The following is a 22,944-nucleotide window of genomic DNA, read 5'->3' as shown; positions in this document are numbered from 1 at the left end:
TTCCGCTGGGGGCCATGTGACGGTACAAGATCACGTACTACGGGCAGAGGATCTGGAGTTACTTATCCAGGCCATCCGCGCGCGCGGGCACAAGGTAATCGGTCCAACCGTCAAAGACGGGGCCATCACCTATGGAGAAATTCACACCAGCGCGGATCTACCGCAGGGTTGCTCGGACCAGCAGGAAAAAGGCCACTACCGCCTGTTGCGCAATAACACGCCAGCCTATTTCGCCTATGCCGTAGGCGCGGGCGCATGGAAACAGTTCCTGCAGTTGCCGCGACGCCAGGTGTGGCAGGCCCGGCAATCGGATGGCGACCTGAACTTTGTGGAAGTCATAGACGTCGCACCGCGCGTGGCCTTTCTTGGCGTGCGCAGCTGTGAACTGCACGCCATCGAAATTCAGGACCGAGTATTCTCCGGCGGATCATTCCAAAACGAAAGTTACAGCGAACGACGGGACAACGCGCTGCTGATCGCCGTCAATTGCACTGCGCCCGCGGCCACCTGTTTCTGCACCGCGATGAACACCGGCCCGAGGGTGACGTTACCCGCGGATCTCACCATGACCGAGGTGATCGGTGATGGCGAACACTACTTCCTCATCGGGAGCGGCTCGCAACAAGGCCGCGACATTCTCGGCGACCTGCCGCTGACACCCGCCACGGAAGCACAACGCAACGCAGAAGAGAGCGCTGTGCGCGGTGCTGTACAAAAGATGGAGAGCGGGCCTCGCCAGTTTAATAGCGCTGACGTCAAGGACCTGCTGTATCGCAACTATGACAGTCCGCTGTGGGAGCAAGTTGCAGACCGCTGTCTGTCCTGTGCCAACTGCACCATGGCTTGCCCCACCTGCTTCTGCTCCACGGTTGAAGACAGCACAGACCTCAGTGGTGAGCACGCAGAGCGCTGGGAGCGCTGGGATTCCTGCTTTACCGGGGAGTTCAGCTATATCAGTGGTGGCTCCGTGCGACCGGATACAAAAAGCCGATACCGCCAGTGGATGACCCACAAGCTGGCCACCTGGCACGATCAATTTGGCACTTCGGGCTGTGTGGGTTGCGGCCGTTGTATCACCTGGTGCCCGGTGGGCATCGATTTCACGGAAGAGATACACACGCTACGGGAGATGGAAAAACCATGAAAAGTATGTCCCAACTGTTGCACGAGCACCCATTCTTTAGCGGCATGGATGCGAACCAGCTTGATATTGTTGCCAACTGCGGCGCAAACCATATTTACAACGCCGGTGAATACATTGCCCGTGAAAATGCGCCGGCGGATCAGTTTTATGTGATACGGGACGGGCAGGTCGCGGTGGAATGCTTTGTGCCGAACCACGGCGCGCTCTGTCTGCAAACCTTGAACAGCGGCGACATCTTCGGCTGGTCATGGCTGTTCCCTCCCTATCTGTGGACGTTTGATGCCAAGGCCATGGACGAAGTACATGCGATACGGCTCGATGGGAAATGCCTGCGGGAAAAATGCGAGGCCGATCCTGCTCTGGGGTATCAGCTGATGAAGCGCTTCGCCCAGATCATCAGCGACCGTGTACGGGCAACGCGGGTACAGTTGATGGACGTCTACGGGCAGCAACGTCCGCCCCTCGCAGGCGACCAATGATTCCGGAGGCATTCCGGGTGGTGCGCCGCAGTGAAGAGTATGCGGGCACTTTTACCCTGCACATTGAGCACAAGGGGGGCAAACCGCTGGCGAGTTTTGCGCCCGGCCAATTCAACATGCTGTATGCCTTTGGCAGCGGGGAAGTGCCGATATCCATGAGCGGCAAGGTGGAAGATTCCGGCACTTACGTGCATACGATACGCGCCCATGGATTGGCAACGCAGTCGCTGGAGCGCCTGCGCGCGGGAGATGAACTGGGGGTTCGTGGCCCATTCGGCCAGGGGTGGCCGATGCAGGAAGTCGCAGACAAACATGTGCTGATCATCGCCGGCGGCCTGGGTCTGGCGCCACTGCGCCCGGCGATCTACAGCCTGCTCTCGGGCGCTCAGCCCTGCCGCAGCCTGCGCCTGTTTTATGGTGCCCGGGGGCCACAGGAAATGCTCTACACCGACGAACTGCGCCATTGGCAAACACAAATCGCGGCAGTACTCACCGTAGACCAGGCAGATGACGAATGGCATGGCGCGGTCGGGGTGATTACCGGGCCGCTGGCGGCCAGTAGCATCGATGCTGACAACACCATCGTCTTCCTCTGCGGACCCGAGGTCATGATGCGTTTCTGCGTGCAGACCCTGCTGGCCAAGGGCCTGCCGGAATCGCGCATTTACCTGTCGATGGAGCGTAATATGAAGTGTGCCACCGGACACTGCGGCCACTGCCAGTGGGGCCCGCAGTTCGTGTGCAAGGATGGGCCGGTATTCAATTACGGGAGTGTGAGACCTTGGTTCAAGATTCGCGCACTTTAGGGAAGGGCACACGCAAGCCAACGCTGGCGGTCTGGAAGTTTACTTCCTGCGATGGTTGCCAGTTGAGTCTGCTCGATTGCGAGGACGAGCTGCTGGCCCTCGCGGACACCATCGAAATTGCCTATTTCATGGAGGCCTCCAGCACCCAGCTGCCTGGCCCCTACGACCTTTCCCTGGTCGAGGGTTCCATTACCACGCCGGAAGAGCAGCGACGTATTCGCGACATTCGTGCCCAATCTCGCGCACTGATCGCCATTGGCGCCTGTGCCACCGCGGGCGGAATCCAGGCGCTGCGCAATTTCGCCAACGTCGACAATTTTATTTCTGCGGTGTATGCCCAGCCCGAGTATATCGACACCCTCAAAACATCGACCCCGGTGAGCAGCCATGTGCCGGTGGATTTTGAGCTGAATGGCTGCCCGATCAATAAACACCAGTTGCTCGAGGTTATCAGCGCGTTTCTACACCGTCGTCCGCCGCAGGTCCCGGCACACTCGGTGTGTATCGAGTGCAAACAGCGCGGCAACGTCTGTGTTTGGGTGGCCCACGGCACTCCCTGCATGGGGCCGGTGACTCAGGCGGGCTGTGGTGCAATCTGCCCCAGCTACCACCGCAGCTGCTATGGCTGCTACGGCCCGAAGGAAAACAGCAACACCACCTCCCTGTGCCACTGGTGGGAGACCGAGCTGGGGGCGGACAGGGTCACGGTGATCGAGAACCTGCGCAACTTCAACGCGGCGGCACCGGATTTCGAGGCCGCGAGCCGCAGCCGGGAGCCCCGGGATGAGTAAGCATAAGACCGTCAAGGTTGACTACCTCGCCCGGGTCGAAGGGGAGGGCGCACTGTACATCCGCTACGACGACCAGCATGTGCACGATGTACAGCTCAAGATATTTGAGCCACCGCGCTTTTTTGAAGGGTTCATGTGTGGACGGGATTACCGGGAGGCACCGGACATTACCGCGCGTATCTGCGGGATCTGTCCCGTCGCCTATCAGATGAGTGCGGTACACGCGATGGAGAATGCTCTTGAGCTGGTTCTGTCGGCAGAATTACATGCCCTGCGCCGCTTGATGTACTGCGGAGAATGGATCGAGAGCCATACACTGCATATCTACATGCTGCACGCGCCGGATTTTCTCGGCTACCCCAGTGGTGTGGCCATGGCCAAGGACCATCCGCAACGGGTGCAGGATGGCCTGCAAATGAAAAAGGCAGGCAACGCAATCGTGCGGCTACTGGGCGGACGTGAAGTCCACCCGATCAATGTACGGGTGGGGGGATTCTATCGGTTGCCCACCGCCACCGAGTTGGCCGCGCTGCGGGAAACTTTGCTGCCGGCACGCGACATCGCCATTGCCACCGTACGCTGGGCGGCAGCGCTGTGCTTTCCGCAGTTTGAACGATCTGCGGACGACGCCTATGAGTTTGTTGCGCTGTCAGACCCGGATGAATATCCCATGAATCGCGGACGTATTCGCTCTACGCAGGGCCTGGATATACCCGTCAGCGACTACGATCAGCATTTTCGTGAAACCCATGTGAAACACAGTACCGCGCTGCACAGCGAGCGCGTAGGGCGTGGGGCCTATTTCGTTGGGCCTATGGCGCGCTACAACCTGAATTACTCACGGCTGTCTCCACTGGTGCAGCAGGTGGCTCGAGAGGTGGGCTTCCCGCCGTTTTGTGCGAACCCGTTTCAGAGCATTGTGGTGCGCAGCCTGGAAGTGCTCTATGCGTTTGATGAGGCCTTGCGCATCATCGACCACTATTGCGCACCTGAGCGCCCGTTTGAAGAAACAGAACCCCGTCCCGCTGAGGGCTGCGCGGTTACCGAGGCCCCGCGCGGTCTCCTTTACCATCGTTACCAGATCGATGCCGCCGGCAAGATCAGCAATGCCAAAATCGTCGCTCCTACATCGCAAAACCAGAAAACCATTGAGGACGACCTGCGCCTGATGCTGCCGCAGTTCATGCATCTGGCCGCGGACGACCTGCAGGCGCACTGTGAACAGGCGATCCGCAACTACGACCCGTGTATCTCCTGCTCCACCCACTTCCTCAAACTGCACCTGGATCCTGTGGGGGCAGCGCCATGAGCGGCTGGACCATTATCGGCGTCGGCAATCGCTTCCGCGGGGACGACAGCGTCGGCCCCTATGTGATCGACCGCCTGCGCAGCCGGCTTCCATCCAGCACGCCCTGTATCGAAAACAACGGCGATATGACCAGCCTTCTCGATGAATGGCGCCAGCGGCGGGTATGTCTGATCGACGCGCTTCAGGCTGAAGATCAAGCCACCGGTGCCATACTGCGTTTGAACGGCCTGGCCGAAGAGATTCCCCCCACACTGTGCCGCACCTCCAGCCACGGCCTGAATCTGGGCGAAGCCCTGGCATTGGCAGGGGCGCTGGATGCGCTGCCGGAACGACTGGACCTCTATGCCATTTGTGGCGAGGACTTTTCCCCGAACGCCAGCCTTTCGGCGGCGGTGGAGGATGCCGCGCGGCAGGTGGAGCGTGAAATTCTTGAAAAACTGAGTCTGCACACAGGAGGTGTGTAATGCACGAACAATCCCTTATCCGCAATCTGGTGGACAAGATTCAAGGGCTGGCGGCGGAAGAGAATGCCACGGTGCTGGCAGCCAAGCTCAGATTAGGCGCTCTTGCGCATATTTCGGCAGACCACCTGCGCGACCACTTTACCCAGGAAACCCAGGGCACGGCGCTGCAAGGTTTGCGGCTCGTTATTGAAGAGCAGTCTGATATTCACCACCCCGAGGCGCAGGACATCATCCTCGAGAGCCTCGAATTCCGGGCAAACGATGAACAAAGCGCGCCCTGAGCGACACAGGCTGCAACTCACTGGCATTGTTCAGGGAGTCGGCTTCCGGCCGTTTGTGTTTCGTCTCGCGCAGCGTTTTGCGCTAAGCGGTTGGGTGGCCAATGACCGCGCAGGGGTGTGCGTGGAAGTGCAGGGCCCGGCACACCTGTTGCACCAGTTTCAGAAGCTTCTTTCCCACACATTGCCCGCGCATGCGGAAATCCACTCGCTGACCTGCGAAGCCATTCCAGTGCAAAACGCACGCGGTTTTATAATCCGCGAGAGCGATGCTGGCGGTGCGCAATCCGCACTCATCTTGCCGGACCTGGCCCCGTGCGAATCGTGTGTGCAGGAATTGTTTGAGCCGGGCAATCGCCGTTACCGCTACCCGTTTATTAATTGCACCCAGTGCGGCCCCCGTTTCAGTATCGTCGAGCGATTACCATACGATCGCGCGCACACAGCCATGCAGGCTTTTCCACTCTGTGCAGACTGCCTGGCGGAATACAAAGACCCTGACAACCGGCGTTTTCACGCGGAACCCACGGCCTGCCCAAGCTGTGGTCCACAGCTTCACTTCTGTGCTGCCGATGGTACAGGGCTTGCCCATGGGGAGGCGGCATTGCGCCGCGCAGCGGAGGACATTCGCGGTGGCAAGATCATTGCCATCAAGAACATCGGGGGTTTCCAGTTGATGGCCCGCGCCGCTGGCGATGCAGCCATTGCGCTGCTGCGCCAGAGGAAGCAGCGCCCACACAAACCTTTTGCCCTGCTGTATCCCGATCTGGCAAGCGTACACCGGGATTGCTTTGTATCAGCGCAGGAAGAAAGGCTGTTGCTCGCTGCGGAGCGCCCCATCGTTATTTTGCGCAGCAGAGGGGCGGCACGGGGCAAGATTGCACCTCAAGTCTCACCGGACAATCCCAACCTGGGCGTGATGTTGCCCAGCTCGCCGTTACATCACCTGCTGATGCACGATCTGCAGCAGCCACTGGTTGCCACCAGCGGCAATCTCGCCGGAGAACCCATCTGTATCGACGATACAGAGGCGTTGCAAAGGCTGGGACAAATCGCAGACGGACTTCTACTACACAATCGACGCATACTGCGGCCACTGGATGACTCCGTCACCCGAGTAATGGATAGCCAGCCGGTATTGTTGCGCCGCGCGCGCGGCTACGTGCCGCGTCCGCTGGTACTGCCGGGTTCACCGGCGAACGCGACAACGCTGCTCGCCGTGGGCGCCGACCTGAAAAACAGCGTGGCCATCACTCGGGGGAATACGGTGCTCACCAGCCAGCATATCGGCGACCTCGAAGACCGTGTCACCATGGGGCACTTTACACGGACTATTGCTGAGTTGGCCGAGCTGTACCTGGGCAATGGGAATACTCGCCCGTGGGGACAAATCATCTGTGACCAGCACCCGGGCTTTTTCTCGACGCGCTGGTGCGAGAGCCAACACAACGAGAGCCAACACAACAAAAATCAAAACAATAAGAGACACCACAGCGAGCTCCGGCGTGTGCCACATCATGTCGCCCATTTTTTTTCCTGTCTGGCAGAGCATGGGCACAAGGGTGCCGCACTGGGCATCTGCTGGGATGGCACCGGATACGGTGACGACGGCGTACTGCGCGGCAGTGAGTTTCTGCACTGGGACGGTGGCGCGCAGGTCAGGCGCGTGGCCAGCCTGCGGGAATTTCCGCTGCCCGGTGGCGAGCAAGCCATGCGCCAGCCACGACTTGCCTTGGCCGGGCTGTTATTTGCGTGTTTCGGTAGCAGCGCGCTGTGGCCGGTCAGCGAGTCCCGGGCAAGGCTGACGGCAACATTCAGCCCCGGTTCGCTATTCAACCTCGAACGTATTCTTGTACGAAAACTCAATACCCCGGTGTGCTCCAGTATTGGTCGTTTGTTTGATGCGGTATCGGCACTTTTCGGTTTGGTGCAACGGTCGACGTTTGAAGGGCAGGGGGCAATGGCGGTGGAACACGCAGCGCAGGACTGCCATCACCGCGCGGGCTATCCGTTTGTGCTGCGGCAGGCGCAGAGTCACTGGACACTGGACTGGGAGCCATTGTTAAGCGCATTACAAAAAGATTTGAGGGAAGGGCGGCCCGTCCCCTGGATGGCCACCGCCTTTCACAATACGCTGGCGCAGATGGCCGTATCGGTAGCCACAGCCCTTGGCGAGCAGTGCGTGTTTTTGTCCGGGGGCGCTTTTCAAAATAAACGTCTGCTGGAGACCACAACCCGGCTATTGCGTGCGGCTGGATTTGACGTGCATTGCCATCACAAGATCCCGCCCAATGATGGCGGCATCGCGGTGGGGCAAATCTACTATGCGCGCTGCATGCAGCAGGTCGGGCAGCAGCGTACGGCGCACAGTGAACACGCCGGCCAGGAAACGTGACCATGCGCCGCGAACAACAAGAGGGCACCTGACCATGTGTCTGGGAATCCCGGGCCTCGTCGAAGAAATACTGAACGGCGCACCGCTTGAGCGCAGCGCGCGGGTCCGATTTGGCGGTATCCGCAAGGAAATCAACCTCGCCTATGTGCCCTCAGCAAATGTTGGCGACTACGTAATTGTGCACGTGGGCTTTGCCATCAGCGTGGTAAACGAACAGGAAGCCCGCCGGATATTTCGCTATCTTGAAGAGCTCGGCGATCTCCAGGATCTTGAGTCAAACCGCGAGGCGTCCCCATGGAAACCTGTGTAATTCGGAGGGTGCAATGCAGTATTTGACGGAATATCGCGAGCGCGCCAGTGTTGAGAAGATTTCTGCGGAAATACAGCGTATTACCACGCGGCCCTGGGCGCTTATGGAAGTGTGCGGCGGCCAGACCCACGCGATCGCCAAATACGGGCTGCAACAGCTGCTGCCCCCTGAAATTGAACTGTTGCATGGCCCCGGTTGCCCGGTGTGCGTCACCTCACTGGCGATTATTGATCAGGCCATCGCCATTGCTGCACGACCGGAAGTAATCTTCTGCTCATTCGGCGATATGTTGCGGGTGCCCGGCAGCCACAGTGACCTGCTGAGCGTGAAAGCCGCCGGCGGTGACGTGCGCACCGTATATTCACCCATGGATGCCCTGGCACTGGCGCAGGTACACCCGGACCGCCAGGTGGTGTTTTTTGCCATCGGCTTTGAAACCACCGCACCGGCAAACGCCATGGCCGTGTTTCAGGCGCAGCGAAAAGGGCTCGGTAACTTTTCGCTACTCGTCTCCCAGTTTCTGGTGCCGCCGGCCATCGAAACGATCTGCGCCGATGGGGACACCCGTGTGCAGGGGTTTCTCGCCGCCGGACACGTGTGTGCAATTACCGGTTTTGAAGCCTACCAGCCACTGGCACAGCGCATCCGTCGCCCCATTGTGGTTACCGGATTTGAGCCGCTGGATATTCTCGAGGGTGTTCTTATGTGTGTGCGCCAGCTGGAGCAGGGCACTTGTGACGTACAAAACCAATACGCCCGCGCCGTACCCCGTGAGGGCAACAGGCCCGCGCGGGAAATGCTGCAGCGGGTCTTCGAAATCTCGCCCCAGCACTGGCGCGGTGTGGGGGAAATCGCCGGCAGCGGCTTGCGCCTGCGCCCGCAATATTCCGCGTTTGATGCGAACCAACGATTTCCCCGCGTGACAACGGGTCGGGACGATTCCCGTGGCTGTATCAGCGGGCAGATCATGCAGGGGCGAAGCAAACCGGATGATTGCCCGCACTTTGGCAAGGCCTGTCGCCCGCAAAGTCCGCTCGGTGCCCCCATGGTGTCCAGCGAAGGCCCGTGTGCGGCCTATTATCGATATGCAAGTCGATATGCAAGTCGATACGCAAATCGAAAGCCAGCCCGGTCACAGTATGAAAAACAGGAGCTGCCCAATGAACATTGAGTGCCCGTTGCCAATGGAGACACTGGCCACGGACTCGGAAGAGATGGTCCGCCTTGGTCACGGCAGTGGTGGAGAGCTGACCGAGCGTTTACTGCAGAACTTTGTATTCCCGTACATTGATAATCGCTGGATTCAGCAGGGCCACGACAGCGCGACCCTGCCCTTGGATGGTTCCAGGCTGGTATTTACCACCGACTCTTTTGTGGTGTCTCCCCTGTTTTTTCCCGGCGGCAATATTGGAACGCTGGCGGTGTACGGCACCGTCAACGATCTGGCCATGAGCGGCGCCCGACCAAAGTACCTCAGTTGCGGGCTGATTCTGGAGGAGGGGCTGCCGCTAAAACAGCTTGCGCGCATCATGCAGTCCATGGGCCGAGCGGCAGCGGAAGTCGGCGTACAACTGGTCACCGGTGACACCAAAGTGGTGGAGAAAGGCAAGGGCGATGGCGTGTACATCAATACCTCAGGAATCGGTGTGCTCGCGGCACCACAGCCAATCCACCCCCGTCAGATCGCGGCATCGGATGCGATCATTCTGTCCGGTGATATTGGCCGACACGGCATGGCGGTGATGGCAGCACGGGAAGGTCTCGACTTTGAAAACCCGCTGCACAGTGACTGCGCGCCACTGTGCGATCCCGTCATGGCACTTTTGGCCGCTGCAATCGATGTGCATTGCCTGCGCGACCTGACGCGCGGTGGATTGGCAACGGCGCTGGTGGAACTGGCCGAGTCATCCCATATGCAGATGCAGGTACACGAAGACCAGATCCCGGTTACCGAGTGTGTGCAAGGCGCCTGCGAATTGCTTGGCCTTGACCCTATGTACGTGGCTAATGAAGGTCGCTTTCTGCTGTTTGTACCGGCAAATCAACAACAGGCCGCGCTTGAGATTCTGCAGGCCTTTGATGTATCCGCCGGGAGTCGGGTCATTGGTGAGGTCATTGGTCTCGTTGACGACGCAGGCACCGCGGACGTCATACTCAGCAACGCGCTAGGCAGCGAACGGCTACTGTGCCGGTTACCCGGTGAGCAGCTGCCAAGAATCTGCTGAGCCAGGACAAACTAGGTGTGGGCGCCTGGCCGCTCAAGAAGAATTGGAAAACAGGTTCCAGCTAATCTATTGATTTGCATAGGAAAATTAAATCTCTTTTCAAGGAAATCTGGAAAATGGATACGCAAAGTTGTGGTTCAATCACTGTGGCAGGTATTTCAATAAAAAGTGGAAATTGGGTGTACATGTTTTTGCGTAAATGTGCGACACGTTTTTGCGTAAATGTGCGACACGTCATCTATGCATACCCGAAAGGCTCTAAAACATCAGGGGAGCTGCTGTGTGACAGGATAGATATGTAAGCTTGTCGCTCAGCGTAGTAACAATGTGATTCCGATGAGACAATTGATCAATTGCGATTTAGTAAGGGTTAATCTTTTGTGGCCGGTAGGTGCTTTGCTTCTACTTCTTTTTAGCGTGCTTGCAATAGCTCAGATACCGGATCTCTCACGGTTATCAAAATGTAATGCGAGTGAAGTAGAGACCGAAAAGATTTTTAAACAAGTTCGTTTGACGGTAGCAGAGCTAGATTCTACGGGCGAAAGCTATTGCCTAACCAATAATGGGCCAATAAGAGTTGAAGGGCCATTCCTGTCAGGGGAGACATGCAGAGTTTACATATACTGCCAGACATTCGCCGACAGGAAAGCAAAAAGACTCATAATGCTCAACATGACCATTTTAGATTTCAATCAGGATACCTTTGAATTGATATCCGTAAAGCAAATAGCAAATAGCAAATAGCAAATAGCAAAAAATAATATTTTCACTGTATTTTTAAATGACTAATAAATTTGGAGCTGAAATGAGTGCAATAAAACTGTTTCGCATTTTCATGTTTTCAGTGTTTCTATTTGTCTCATATGGGTCTTTTTCACAGAGCATTAATCATCCTGCAAACAAGATGATTGAAGATTTGAAATCGCAATGAAGCGCGCTAGCAAGGGAATTCCAGCTTTACGATGTGATGGCGTTGCCAGCAGCCTACACAAAAGGTGCCGATCCAATGGGCGCTCGAACACCAAATACCAGCGCAAAACTATCAGTTTTGATAGAAAGGCTTTTGATCAGGTAGTGGCTCAAATCGTGGCATTGGCTAAGGCTGGTGCCCAAGTTGATCCTGAAGCCTTTTACCCACCAGTAAAGACGCATCGTGGTAAATCACGAGACTTGCCCCTAGTTGATACCGAATTGAGGGATCTCCGAAGCAAAATCTGACATTGCGCCTCGAAAAGAATCCTGCAGCCAAACCCACTGATCCGTTGTTCGTGAGTCAAAAAGGTGGAGCCTATTCACCAAATACGCTCCAGGAACATATAGCACTGATGTTGAGAGACTGGGCTGGGATTGAGAAGGCTAGTTCTCATAGTGGTAGACGGGCACTGATTACCAATGTGATTCATAATCAAAAGAAGTCAGTAAAGGTGGCCCAGAAGATTGCGGGCCATGTAAGTCCTTCTACGACAATTATCTATGAAGAGCCCCCTGAGGAAGAGATCTCGGACGCGTTAAGCCGAATTAGCGGCCATAACGAGCAGGAGGCGTAGTATCATCACAAATAGTGTGTGTATTCCCAATTTACCGATTTACTTGGAATTTTACCGATTTACTTGAAGAATTTTCCTCATTTGGTTGGGCGTACAGCAGATTTACCTCCAGCGCTCGGCTATACCCTTTAGTTCGCATAATATAGATTATGTTAAGTGAATGCCGTTTTAGAATTGTTGCATTCTAATTGTTCAGCACCTGAATATCTCCTAGTAGATATATAATCTAACACTTGCCAACGCCTGGTCTTGGTCTCTAGCATCACCGCCTATGGCATGCATTAAACTTCGAACGTCCTATATTCCTAAGTCGACCAAAGGTTGGCTACTGGTCGATGAGCTAGGCCTACCTAGATTCTGGGCAACTGTGTGGGCTGATGTCTTGAAAGCTCAAATAGGTTCCACAACGCGAGGCCATTATCTTTATGCCGTGGAAAAGTTCTATCAGGTAACTGATCGACTCTACGGATCAGGAGCTCTGGATCGAATGCTCTCTGAACTAGATATGCCCGCGCTCGAATCGGCGCTGAGTAGTTTTCTAGCTAGCCTCAGAAATGACGGACACCTACGTGAGATCAATAACAACCGTACATGGGATTCAGCGAAATCATTCGTACGCGATATTATGCGCCACCTCAGTGCTTCATCTGCGAACGATTATGAAAAAATCCATAGCCGGTTAATAAGACTTGATCGCTTGTATTCCTTGGTGACACCTACGCGACCAAAACCCCCAGCTCCTATTCGAGCATTACCTGTAGCGGTAGTAGAGGAAGTCTATGAAATTTTCTCCCCGACATCCTCACGGAACCCATTTCGAAATGAAGCGCTGAAGTGGCGGAATTTCCTGATTTTTCTCCTGATGCTGCACCTTGGCCTGCGACGTGGTGAGATTGCTATTCTGCCAGCGGACGCTATCAAGTCTGATTTTGATGTCGACACTGGAGGCGAAAAATACTGGTTGAACATTGCCGAAAACCCCTATGATGATGAGGATAGTCGCTTCAATGCCCCTAGCCTGAAGACCGCCCACTCCCGGCGCCAGTTACCACTTAGTGAGGAAATCGTTTTAGTTTCGGACATTTTTCTGGCCAACTACCGCCGTGGTACAACACATGGTTATTTGTTTGGCTCACAACAAGATAAACCACTCTCCCTTCGATCAATTCACCGTGTATTTGAAGTGGTTACTAAAAACTTGTCACCTTCAGCGAAGAATGCATTGGCAGCACGAAGTTTGTCAGGCGTTTGCGCACACGACCTTCGACATACGTGCGCAGTAAACCGATTAGGTCGATATATTTTACTTGGCGACGATCTTGATGTCGCAATCGAAAAGCTTCGGGTGTTTTTTGGATGGTCACCCGCTTCATCAATGCCACGACATTACGCTCGAGCATATTTTGAGTCGAATTCTGCAGATATGTGGGACGAAAACTACGACCGTCTGCTTGCGACTCTCAGATCGATTTCAGGGAAAGAGCTGTGATCCATTCGACATCAGAATTTACTGATAAAATTGCAGTCATTGCGACTGAATTGGGACGGTTGCCCAGTTCATTTCGATATTACGATGATTTTTATGAACAATTCCATTCGATCCAAGGCCCCGAGTATTCTGATCGCTGGGAAATTCAGTTTGATGGCGAGAAAGTTCGCCTTGAATTCAAAGATCTTACTTATGATCTGAAGTCCATATTTAAGCACGTTGCAGTAGATGTTTTTTCGAGATTAGACCCTTCTGGGGCAACATCCGTATGCAATGGGGTTTTGAAAAATTCCGAACATTTCCTTAAGGCGTTAATATTACGTCCGGAAGAATTTCGTGATCTTTGGATTAATGAGGTGCAACCATCTCAGACGTGGGGTTACGCGCTCAGCCTTCGAACAATGATTCATTCGCTTTGCAATTTGTCCGCCGGATTCTGGCGGCCAGAAATGCGGCCTTATGTCACACAATTAAAATCACCCGCCCGCGACATCTATAAAAACGTGCGATCGGGCGAGTGTTTTCTGCCCCTGGATCATCAGTCATTGCTGATAGATTATTTAGATGAGCTTACTGACTCCGTCGGAACGGCGCCAGCGAGTCAAAAAACTAGGCAGCTTCGAGACGCTTGTATATTGATCATTGCTCATCAATATGGGTGTAGGCCGGGGCAAATCGCGCGCATTAAGACAACTGATGTCCGCTTATATGAAAATGGCACGGTACATTTGTCAATACCTCTACTCAAACAAAGGGGCAGTGAGGCACAACGTAGGGTAACCCGGCGAGTGAAATACGAATGGTGCCCAATTTTTATCGAGTACACTGCTCGGCGCCTTCAAAACAAAGCTGGGAGCACTAAGTCGACAGACAAATATTTCGATCTCCCTCCGAAGAGACTGTCGGTAACACTAAGAGATCTTGCTGAAAAAATTACCGGTACACGCTGGAGTCCTACTGATTTACGGCACACTTCAGCACAGCGCTTGGCGGACGCCGGAATATCTCACATTGCGCTATCTGAGTTCATGGGGCACGCTACCACACTGTCAGCCAACGTCTACTTTGATACCTCGCCAACACAAGCAGAGCGAGTTAATCAGGCTCTTGCTATATCTAGTGTCTATTCCGCTGTTGCAGAAGTAGCTAGAACTCGAACTATTGATAAAAATAGCCTCCTGCGCCGCCCTCCAGACGAGCAAATAGGTGGGATCCCTCATGGTGTCCCTATTTCTGGTATCGGGAGTTGCTCTATTGGACAGTCAATGTGCTCGAAAAACCCTGTTATGAGTTGTTATACATGCAGGAAATTCCTGCCATTATCGGACGCGACCGTGCATGAGTCGGTAGTAGATAGTTTGCGGCCGGTTGTCAAAGAGTTCGCTAACTCGTCTCGCTTCAATGAAGAAAGCCCTGCCTATACCCAATTAAGACGGATGTTTGAGGCGGCATTGCAAATTGCGCAAGAGATAAGATCAAGTAACATTACGATTCTTGGTAACCTGGAATGAACAATTTCTATCGAAAATTCGTTAATAAAGGAAAGTCTCTAGCAAAATCTAAAGATCTTCGCTGGGATTTATCATTCGATCTTGAGGGGAGAGTACCGAAATCCGAGCGATGGGATTTGGCCGATATTTGCGGGTTAGCAACGCCACCTTACTTCTGGCTTTCGACATTAGGGAATGATGCAAAGGCTTTAAAAATCTTTAATTTCCTTTGCGGGGTGGGGGGTGAATCATCAATTTCACCAGGACCGATGTCAGACCATTGGCGCGATTTTTACCAAGCTGCCTTGCTTAACGAGCTCCTCATCAAGCGGAACAAACCAAACCATGCACTAGTAAATATCGGAAGATCGTTAAGAATAATAGCTACCTGCGCTGGGAGCGAAGCACCCTGGGAACTTACTCCTAAAACGGTACAAAGTGCATATAACGTCGCGCTTTTACTTGGGTCGTCGGGTAAAGTCGCCGCTAATATCATCATGGTTATTCGAACGTTGATTGATAGTTTACACATTTCTAACCGATCGCCTTTAGAGAAGTTTTGTACTGCATACGAAGGCCAAGAAGACTCCGCTATTAATGTTTCAGAACTAAAGCAAGGTAACAATAATTACAGAAACACCAGCAAGGTTAGATTCGAACTTTCTGAACGAAAAGGCTCAGCTAAACTTCCAGAAGAGAAAGCATTTTGGGAGTTGGTTCGTATTGTTTTTACTGAAAAACCCAATACGTTTGTGGATTCGATTCGGTTTTTGCAAATAAAACTTGCCATCATCAGTGGATTTCGGGTTGGCGAGAATGTATTGCTTCCTGTTGACTGGTGTCGTTGGGTCGAACATTTAACGGGGGATCGTGAAGTCCTGGCCGAAAAAGGAGGTATTGCTCGCTCTCTATACATTAGGCATTTTGCGGAGAAACAAGCTGTCGATGTAAATGTGATGGGAGTAACTCTTTTCGAAAGTATTCAAAATGTGCCTCTTATATTCGAAGACGTAGTACTAGAAACTTTGAGTGAAGCGGAAAGACTCACTAAACCCCTACGAGAAAAATTGCGATTGCAGGTTGCAACTGGACGGCTACTGCCAGAGCTCCTACCTGACGCACTGGCTCCCGCATGGGATATATATAGCCGATTATCCGGTGCCCTCTCGATATCCAACTCATCACTACCCCAGAACTTAGTCAGCAAATACAAAGAAACATTTGACCCGTCTTACCTAGATAAAATACGCGAGTATCAGATCCGTGAAATTTCTATAAGCGGTGTATCTAAAAATTGCGCGAAATACTTTAATCGCCTCCCAGTTACGATCCGGAGGGAAAGCGGTGAGCCGTTCACTGGGAATATCGACTGGAAGAACGCGTTTATTCATGTGAGTGATGCCGAATCTCTAATAAGATCCAGTATGCCTACGAAACTACCTGAAACGAAAAGTTTTTTAATAAATGAAGGTGGCCGGCTGAGCCCTGAAGCACTAATGTTTTTGATGCCTATTCGTGCCATTGTCGAAGAGCGATCTGGAGGGATACTGGACGTGAATAGGTATTTTTCTGTCGGGCGCGCCTCTACCGCAGACCTGCATTTGCAACTAGGAGCACAAGCGAACAACATTTTTTCCCGCTATGGCCATTCCGACGAAGATCGATCTCTCAGGCTGAACACGCATTCACTCCGTCACCTCCAAAATGCGGAGCTCTTCCGACTCGGCGTGGCTGACACAATTATTACCAAGCGATTTAATCGGCGAAGCGTCGCCCAAAGCTACATATATGATCATCGTAGCTTGGCGGAAGATCTTGCGCACATCGACCTACCTAAAGGCGCCGACTCTATGGCTCCTAGAGCTCAAGAAACCCTACAGATGATTATGGCAAAAAGAATTCGCGGCCCGATCGTAGATGAGTTTCTCAAGATTCAGGAAGAAATGGGAGATGACGAGGCTTTTAAGTATCTCTCTGCCGAGGCCGACGGCCTACATGCAACCCCTTTTGGATTTTGTGTAAATAGCTTTACCATTGACCCTTGCCCCAAGCATCTTGAATGCTACGATTGCCGCCATCTGACCCGTTCGGGCATACCAGAAGAACAACAGCGGCTAGAAAAATTGAAGCAGCGTATGGTTGACGTAGTAAATGTCATTGAGGCCAAACCAATAGCCCACAGAAATATTGGGTGGCAAAACCAGTTAAAGCACGCCCAGTCCCGACTGGAAAGCCTTGAGAAAATTATTGAAACAGCTCCGCTGGAGCATCCTTTCCCAGACGGCAAAGACCTATACAGCGCCGTAGAGAATAAGTACGGTACCAGCGTAATTGATGCTCCCAAGACCAGGAGGCCTGAGTGAAGATTCAGAAGATTCAAGCGCTTGAAGCGATCCTCCAACGCATGCTTAACGACAACATTCGAATTACCGCCCGCTCGGTAGCTCGAGATAAAGACAGTCCTTTCAAACACGCTAGCGATATTACCCGTCAGCCCGATCGTAAGGCAGTATTCGATCGATACTGCGCACGCCAAGCTGAACTTAAGGCACTTATTGAAAAAACCGACAAGCAGTCTCGTTCTAACCTACAGGCGCGAGTGGCTCATTTAACACAAGAAATTGAGGCACTAAAATCAGAGCGTGACTTACTCATTGCATCCCATAAAGCCATGCTTCTTGCAGTTGGTGAAATAGGAGGTTTGGCAGCATGGCGTAAGTTCTTCCCAGCATGGGAAAATACCAGGCTTCAACTAGCAGAAATGCAAGCACTGCCGGGGGTGGAGAATGGCAACCACGATTCCCTGGAATAAATCACAATAAGCCAATTTGTTGCTGTTTTTGTATGCTGGAGATCCAGCGGAATACGCTTATCTTTTTCCGCTGATCTATCAAACAAATTGAAATATAAAGAAATTAAATTTCAGTTCTTGAAGTGGCAAGTACAGGGATCAGCATCACTTCACGCCGCGTTGCTTCCCGCTTTTAGCCCGAACTTTGCTTTCTGTGTGGACATAAACAGTATCGGTTGTGGCCATACTGGAGTGCCCTAAATCCTCAGATAAGTCCTTTAAGGAGCGGCCGCGCTCAATTTCCATACTCGCTCCTGTATGTCTCAGCCAGTGTGTAGATGCTTCTTTTAACTTATGCGCGCTATCGTCACCCTCAGCCTGACGCATTTCGTTATAGGCACGGTCGAAAACTTGTTGAACGACCCGAGTAAGCTGACGGGATGTCATGCCGCCTTGCCCTCGAATTTTCTCTACGAGAGGGTGATTCTCTCTTGAAGCCGGCAACGGACTTAGACCTCTATAAGCGCGGTAGCGTTTAAGGAATGGAATAAAGCTGTCGGGGACCGTTGTGTCTCGCAATTTTCGGCCTTTACCGAAGATTTTTAGCCACCAGTTTCCATCCGAATCTTGCCAAAAGTGGCTCATGATAGGTGTCCACTGAGGACGTTCAGAAAGTTCTGAAATTCGCAGAAACAAGGTCTTCAGCGCACAAATAATAAACAGACTTCGTTCATAGATAGGGTCTTCGTCGGCCATGGCCAGTGCTACATCAAACACATATTGCCACTGGACTTCGGTAAGCCTGCGAGCTTCTTTTACTTGGGCATCTTTAATGAAATGGCGACAATCTGGCTTAGCAATTTGTGCAGGATTGCCATATAGATGTTCCTCGTTCATTAAATACTTATAGAAAGCAATAATCCCAGTGAAGATGGAAGCTAAGGTCTCCTGCGAGGGTTTGTATTTCTTCTTATCTGGTTTGGAATCTGAGGACTCGCTGTTTTTGGGCAGCTTGAGCTTGAATGGAGCCCAGGACGGATTCTGTACGTACCGGCCATTGTTAAACAGAAACTTTTCGTGGTTTGCCAGGCAGATCCAAGATACTGGTGGCTGCCAGCAAAAATCCGCGTACTCGAGGATATCGGCCTTGCGTAATCGTTCCATGGGTGTGCCTTTGAATAGGAATACCCATAACAGAAAGCGCTCGGTTTCATTGCGAAAGCGTGTAAAGGTGTGCTCGGACTTATTTCGGCCCGTATAACTCAGGAACTCTTGACCCCAGCGCCAATGAGACATCCACCAGGATTCGCCGGATTCGAGGAATTCGTTGAGATCTGGATAGTCGCGAAAGTCGAAGTTCTTGAGGTCGCTATAGGCTGAGTACAAAGCGACGGGTTTTGGAGTTGCCATGAGTAAAGCCTGAAGACGAAGTCCGGGTTTTTAGTTGGTTACCCATTCTACTGGCCTTAGCATGCTATGTCGAATACGAAAGCGTATATGAAATTTGCAGGGGTAGCGGGTATTCCCTCGTTACACGTACGCCCTGAGACAAATTTCGGGCAGGAACTTCAGGATGTCGTTGTCCGATAGAGAGTTATTAGAAAGGTTGTTGGTTGTATCCTGACCACCGCCGGCACCCATCAGGTATGTAAACGATGCTGCTCCTAAGAAGGAAGAATTAGCGGCATCTATCACGGGACTTTGCAGGAGACTTGGGGGCGTAACACAGTTGAGCGATGTCGCGAGCACGATGCCACTCATTTTCGATTCAATTAGGTATCAAAGCTGACTTCCTACCGCGCGAATTTGCAGGACGGGTTTCGAGGTGGATGGTAGCGCTTGCCGATATGGTCCAGCTCTTTCCAGATTGTTGGCTCACTCTCAGCACAATCATTCACCTCTGTTTTCCGCGCTCTATGAATTTAAGGCCATATTGCATTGCAAGTGAACCGCACAATCAACGACATAAGCAGTATCCGATAAATCCCGCGCAAGTGTTCTTGAGCCGCAAACTTCTGACTCAGGAAATTGGCAGGTACAATTTCGAGCTCAATTACGAGATTGGTCGATGCGAGTAGGAATGCCAGTGGATGATACCAAACCAGCCCGTTAGTCAATGAGATCCCGAGTGTAGCGAGCGATGTAAATGAACGGGAGTTTGAGATTGAAATAAAACTAAAAAGAAAGAAGGCCAGCCCAGTATTATTTGCGCTAGACCCTCATATATTTTAAAGCATGCGCAGTAAAAAGCTTCCTCCGCTACACAATGTCAAACAATATCGGGGTTTATTTCTTCGGTACGCGCTGTTAGAGGTCGGTCCTCGCCATGCACTATTCGATAGAGCAAAGGCAACACGAGTAACGTTAGAAGCGTAGAAGAGATAATTCCACCAATTACTACGGTCGCCAACGGGCGTTGAACTTCCGCACCAGTACCTGTATTCAGCGCCATTGGTACAAACCCCAAACTGGCGACCAATGCAGTCATGAGCACGGGTCGTAACCGTATCATGGCACCGTCAATGATCGATGACACAAGGTCACCCCGCTCCCGCCATAGCTCACGAATAAACGACAGCATCACTAAGCCATTAAGCACGGCCACACCGGAAAGAGCGATGAAACCTACCCCGGCCGAAATCGAAAGTGGCATATCTCGTAACCAAAGCGCCAGTACACCACCGGTCAATGCCAACGGCACGCCCGTGAAGATAATGAGCGCATCCCGCAAAGAGCCGAAGGCTGTCACCAGCAATCCTAGAATAATTAGCAGGGTCACCGGAACTACGATCGATAGGCGGCGGCTGGCGGATTCCAGTTGCTCAAAAGTTCCACCGTATTTCAGCCAGTATCCAGCGGGCAACTGGACTTCATTGCTCACCCGTTGCTTTACCTCTGTGACAAAAGATCCTAAGTCGCGATCTCGCACATTCGCAGTCACCACCACCCGGCGCTTGCCGTTCTCACGGCTAATCTGATTGGGAGCTGGCGCCATTGCCAGATCGGCGACCTCCATGAGCGGCACAAAGCCGCCCGCTGGAAGTGGCACTGGCAGCTCACCGAGGCGATCCAGATCGCGTCGTATATGTTCTGGCAAGCGCACCACCAACTGAAAGCGTCGGTCGCCCTCGTAAATTAAACCCGCGTTTTCGCCACCGACCGCAGTAGCGACCAGATCCTGCAATGTCTGCAGATCGAGTCCGTAACGAGCAAGCTGGATTCGCTTGGGCATGACCGACATTACTGGCAGCCCCTCAACTTGTTCTACCCGAGCGTCGGCAGCGCCTTCTATGCCCTGCAATACGTTCAGTATTTCATTCGCGGATACCACCAGCTGATCCAGGTCGTCGCCAAACACTTTAATACCCAGATCTGCACGCACTCCGGAAATCAGCTCGTTGAAGCGCATCTCAATAGGTTGCGTAAACTCGTAGTTATTGCCTGGAAGCTCGCTCAATGCAGCTTCGATTTCCTCGATAAGTTCATCGCGGGGCTTGTCGGGATTGGGCCACTCATCACGCGGTTTCAGAATCACAAAATTGTCAGCTACATTGGGCGGCATAGGATCGGTAGCCACCTCTGGGGTACCGGTTTTGGCAAACACTTTGTCTACCTGCGGAAAGGCTTTAATGCGCTGCTCCAGGGATTCCTGCATTTCCAATGACTGCTCAAGGCTGGTGCCAGGAATTCGCATTGCATGAAGGGCAATATCACCTTCGTTAAGCTGTGGAATAAATTCTGACCCCAGCGTGGTGGCCAGCCAGGCACAGACGATAACCAGCCCCGCGGCTGCGGACAGTACCAGCCAACGCACACGCATTGCGGTCAGCAGTAGTGGTCGATATAGAGATTTAGCCGCTACAATCAGTGGATTTTCTTTTTCACTGATCTTGCCACTCAGGAAGACTGCTACCGCTGCCGGAACCACGGTCAGTGCCAACACAAGTGCCGCCAGCAATGCCATTACCACCGTGGCCGCCATCGGGTGGAACATTTTTCCTTCCACACCGGTAAGTGAAAATAGCGGGATATAGACCACAGTAATGATCAGCACGCCAAACAGGCTGGGGCGTATGACCTCGTTAGTCGCATGGAATACAAGCTCCAAGCGCTCCTGGAGGGGCAGGATGGCGCCATTGCGACGCTGTGCCTCCGATAGTCGGCGAATAGCGTTTTCAACAATAATTACTGCGCCGTCGACAATCAGGCCAAAGTCCAACGCTCCCAGGCTCATTAAATTCGCGGATACGCCCGTTTTCACCATACCAGCAATTGTGGCTAGCATAGAGAGTGGAATCACCGCGGCTGTAATGAATGCGGCGCGTAGGTTTCCCAGCAAAAGGAACAATACAGCGATGACCAGTAAAGCGCCTTCTACCAGGTTCTTTTGCACTGTGCGTATGGCTTTGTCCACCAGGGTCGTGCGATCGTAAACGGCCTCCAGGCGTACACCTTCGGGAAGTGAGGGTTTGATTCTCTCTATGGCTGCTGCCACGTCCTGAGCAACAGCTCGAGAATTCTCACCAACGAGCATCATTGCCGTACCAAGTACGGTTTCCTTGCCATCTCGTGTAGCGGCGCCTGTCCGAAGTTCCTTCCCAATGGCGACTTCGGCAATATCGGAAATTTTGACCGGTACCCCATCTCGGTTAGCCACCACAACATTCTCGATATCAGCGATATCCTGAAGCTGGCCCGGAGAGCGCACCAGCAGGCGACGGCCATTCGTCTCGACGAATCCTGCACCACGGTTATCGTTGTTGCGCCTCAACGCCTCGATGACATCATCCATGGTCAAACCAAAGGCGAGTATCTTGCGAGGGTTTGGCATCACGTGGTACTGCTTGTCGTAGCCACCGATCGTGTTAATCTCAATGACACCCGGTACAAGCGCGAGCTGTGGCTTAATGATCCAGTCTTGTATTTCTCTCAAGGCTGTTGCATCCAGGGGGCTCCCATCCTCCTGTGTTGCACCAGGTAATGCCTCTACCGTGTACATAAAAATTTCGCCGAGCCCGGTGGCAATGGGTCCCATTTCCGGTTCCAATCCGGGCGGAAGCGCTCCCTTGATCGAGCCGAGTCGTGCATCAATCAAATTGCGGGCAAAATAGATGTCTGTGCCCTCTTCGAAAACCACCGTCACCTGCGACAGTCCGTAGCGGGAAAGTGAGCGCGTATAAGACAAATTAGGTAGGCCTGCTAAAGCGGTCTCAACCGGATATGTAATACGTTGTTCCGCCTCAAGTGGCGAGTAACCGGGTGCCTCCGTATTGATTTGCACCTGGACATTGGTGATATCTGGCACTGCATCAATCGGTAATGTTTGGTAACTCCAGACTCCGGCGCCAATAAGTAGCAGCACCAGGGAGAGCATTAGATAACGTCGCTCAATTGAGAAACGCAGTATTGCTTCAATCATGAATGAT

General features: G+C 52.9%; 18 protein-coding genes. 16 read left to right on the top strand and 2 right to left on the bottom strand.

Translation table 11 applies throughout. The annotated features are described in order from the left end of the window. The first annotated feature begins 16 nt into the window (after positions 1-16). From JF535_RS12225 to JF535_RS12150, 16 genes are all read left to right on the top strand, one after another. Positions 17-1,144 (top strand): 4Fe-4S dicluster domain-containing protein, encoded by a 1,128-nt coding sequence (locus tag JF535_RS12225; protein ID WP_207002469.1) that lies wholly within the window; start codon positions 17-19, stop codon positions 1,142-1,144. Then, entirely contained in the window at positions 1,141-1,623 is a 483-nt protein-coding gene (locus JF535_RS12220) for a cyclic nucleotide-binding domain-containing protein (RefSeq protein ID WP_207002467.1), read from the top strand. The genes JF535_RS12225 and JF535_RS12220 overlap by 4 nt, the downstream gene beginning before the upstream one ends. Next, on the top strand, positions 1,620-2,429 hold the full coding sequence (locus JF535_RS12215; protein WP_207002465.1) for an FAD/NAD(P)-binding protein: 810 nt from the start codon (positions 1,620-1,622) through the stop codon (positions 2,427-2,429). The genes JF535_RS12220 and JF535_RS12215 overlap by 4 nt, the downstream gene beginning before the upstream one ends. Continuing rightward, the gene (locus JF535_RS12210) at positions 2,405-3,220 is read left to right on the top strand and encodes an NADH-quinone oxidoreductase subunit B family protein (protein WP_207002463.1); all 816 of its coding nucleotides are present in this window, start codon (positions 2,405-2,407) and stop codon (positions 3,218-3,220) included. The genes JF535_RS12215 and JF535_RS12210 overlap by 25 nt, the downstream gene beginning before the upstream one ends. Continuing rightward, positions 3,213-4,529, top strand: a complete 1,317-nt coding sequence (locus JF535_RS12205) for a Ni/Fe hydrogenase subunit alpha (RefSeq protein ID WP_207002460.1) — start codon at positions 3,213-3,215, stop codon at positions 4,527-4,529. The genes JF535_RS12210 and JF535_RS12205 overlap by 8 nt, the downstream gene beginning before the upstream one ends. Beyond that, complete coding sequence (locus JF535_RS12200; protein WP_207002458.1) at positions 4,526-4,993, top strand: hydrogenase maturation protease; 468 nt, start codon at positions 4,526-4,528, stop codon at positions 4,991-4,993. Before JF535_RS12205 ends, JF535_RS12200 begins: the two co-directional genes overlap by 4 nt. Beyond that, the gene (locus JF535_RS12195; RefSeq protein WP_207002456.1) at positions 4,993-5,274 is read left to right on the top strand and encodes a hydrogenase/urease maturation nickel metallochaperone HypA; all 282 of its coding nucleotides are present in this window, start codon (positions 4,993-4,995) and stop codon (positions 5,272-5,274) included. Before JF535_RS12200 ends, JF535_RS12195 begins: the two co-directional genes overlap by 1 nt. After that, complete coding sequence (gene hypF / locus JF535_RS12190; RefSeq protein ID WP_207002454.1) at positions 5,255-7,666, top strand: carbamoyltransferase HypF; 2,412 nt, start codon at positions 5,255-5,257, stop codon at positions 7,664-7,666. The genes JF535_RS12195 and hypF overlap by 20 nt, the downstream gene beginning before the upstream one ends. Before the next feature lie 34 nt (positions 7,667-7,700). Beyond that, positions 7,701-7,976 (top strand): HypC/HybG/HupF family hydrogenase formation chaperone, encoded by a 276-nt coding sequence (locus tag JF535_RS12185; protein WP_207002452.1) that lies wholly within the window; start codon positions 7,701-7,703, stop codon positions 7,974-7,976. 13 nt (positions 7,977-7,989) lie between these two features. Beyond that, positions 7,990-9,147 carry a hydrogenase formation protein HypD gene (gene hypD / locus JF535_RS12180; RefSeq protein ID WP_207002450.1) on the top strand — a complete coding sequence of 386 codons (1,158 nt, stop codon included), beginning with the start codon at positions 7,990-7,992 and terminating at the stop codon, positions 9,145-9,147. Beyond that, positions 9,137-10,201, top strand: a complete 1,065-nt coding sequence (gene hypE, locus JF535_RS12175; RefSeq protein ID WP_242523814.1) for a hydrogenase expression/formation protein HypE — start codon at positions 9,137-9,139, stop codon at positions 10,199-10,201. Before hypD ends, hypE begins: the two co-directional genes overlap by 11 nt. 1,268 nt (positions 10,202-11,469) lie before the next feature. Continuing rightward, positions 11,470-11,748, top strand: coding sequence for a hypothetical protein (locus JF535_RS16770; protein WP_340674198.1), 279 nt, complete (start codon positions 11,470-11,472; stop codon positions 11,746-11,748). Between the two features lie 487 nt (positions 11,749-12,235). After that, a complete protein-coding gene (locus JF535_RS12165; RefSeq protein ID WP_207002448.1) occupies positions 12,236-13,237 on the top strand; it encodes a tyrosine-type recombinase/integrase in 1,002 nt (333 codons plus the stop codon). Then, positions 13,234-14,748 carry a tyrosine-type recombinase/integrase gene (locus JF535_RS12160; RefSeq protein ID WP_207002446.1) on the top strand — a complete coding sequence of 505 codons (1,515 nt, stop codon included), beginning with the start codon at positions 13,234-13,236 and terminating at the stop codon, positions 14,746-14,748. Before JF535_RS12165 ends, JF535_RS12160 begins: the two co-directional genes overlap by 4 nt. Further along, the gene (locus JF535_RS12155) at positions 14,745-17,090 is read left to right on the top strand and encodes a hypothetical protein (RefSeq protein ID WP_207002444.1); all 2,346 of its coding nucleotides are present in this window, start codon (positions 14,745-14,747) and stop codon (positions 17,088-17,090) included. The genes JF535_RS12160 and JF535_RS12155 overlap by 4 nt, the downstream gene beginning before the upstream one ends. After that, positions 17,087-17,539: a hypothetical protein gene (locus JF535_RS12150; RefSeq protein WP_207002442.1), complete on the top strand. Its 453-nt coding sequence runs from the start codon at positions 17,087-17,089 to the stop codon at positions 17,537-17,539. The genes JF535_RS12155 and JF535_RS12150 overlap by 4 nt, the downstream gene beginning before the upstream one ends. 144 nt (positions 17,540-17,683) lie before the next feature. On the opposite strand, the gene JF535_RS12145 is transcribed toward JF535_RS12150, so the two are convergent. Next, the gene (locus tag JF535_RS12145) at positions 17,684-18,928 is read right to left on the bottom strand and encodes a tyrosine-type recombinase/integrase (RefSeq protein WP_207002440.1); all 1,245 of its coding nucleotides are present in this window, start codon (positions 18,926-18,928) and stop codon (positions 17,684-17,686) included. A gap of 859 nt (positions 18,929-19,787) precedes the next feature. Further along, positions 19,788-22,937: an efflux RND transporter permease subunit gene (locus tag JF535_RS12140; RefSeq protein WP_207002438.1), complete on the bottom strand. Its 3,150-nt coding sequence runs from the start codon at positions 22,935-22,937 to the stop codon at positions 19,788-19,790. Positions 22,938-22,944 lie beyond the last annotated feature (7 nt).

Source organism: Microbulbifer salipaludis (assembly GCF_017303155.1).
Classification (GTDB): domain Bacteria; phylum Pseudomonadota; class Gammaproteobacteria; order Pseudomonadales; family Cellvibrionaceae; genus Microbulbifer; species Microbulbifer salipaludis.
Note: the sequence above shows the minus strand (reverse complement) of the source record. Positions and strands in the feature narration are given on the sequence as shown.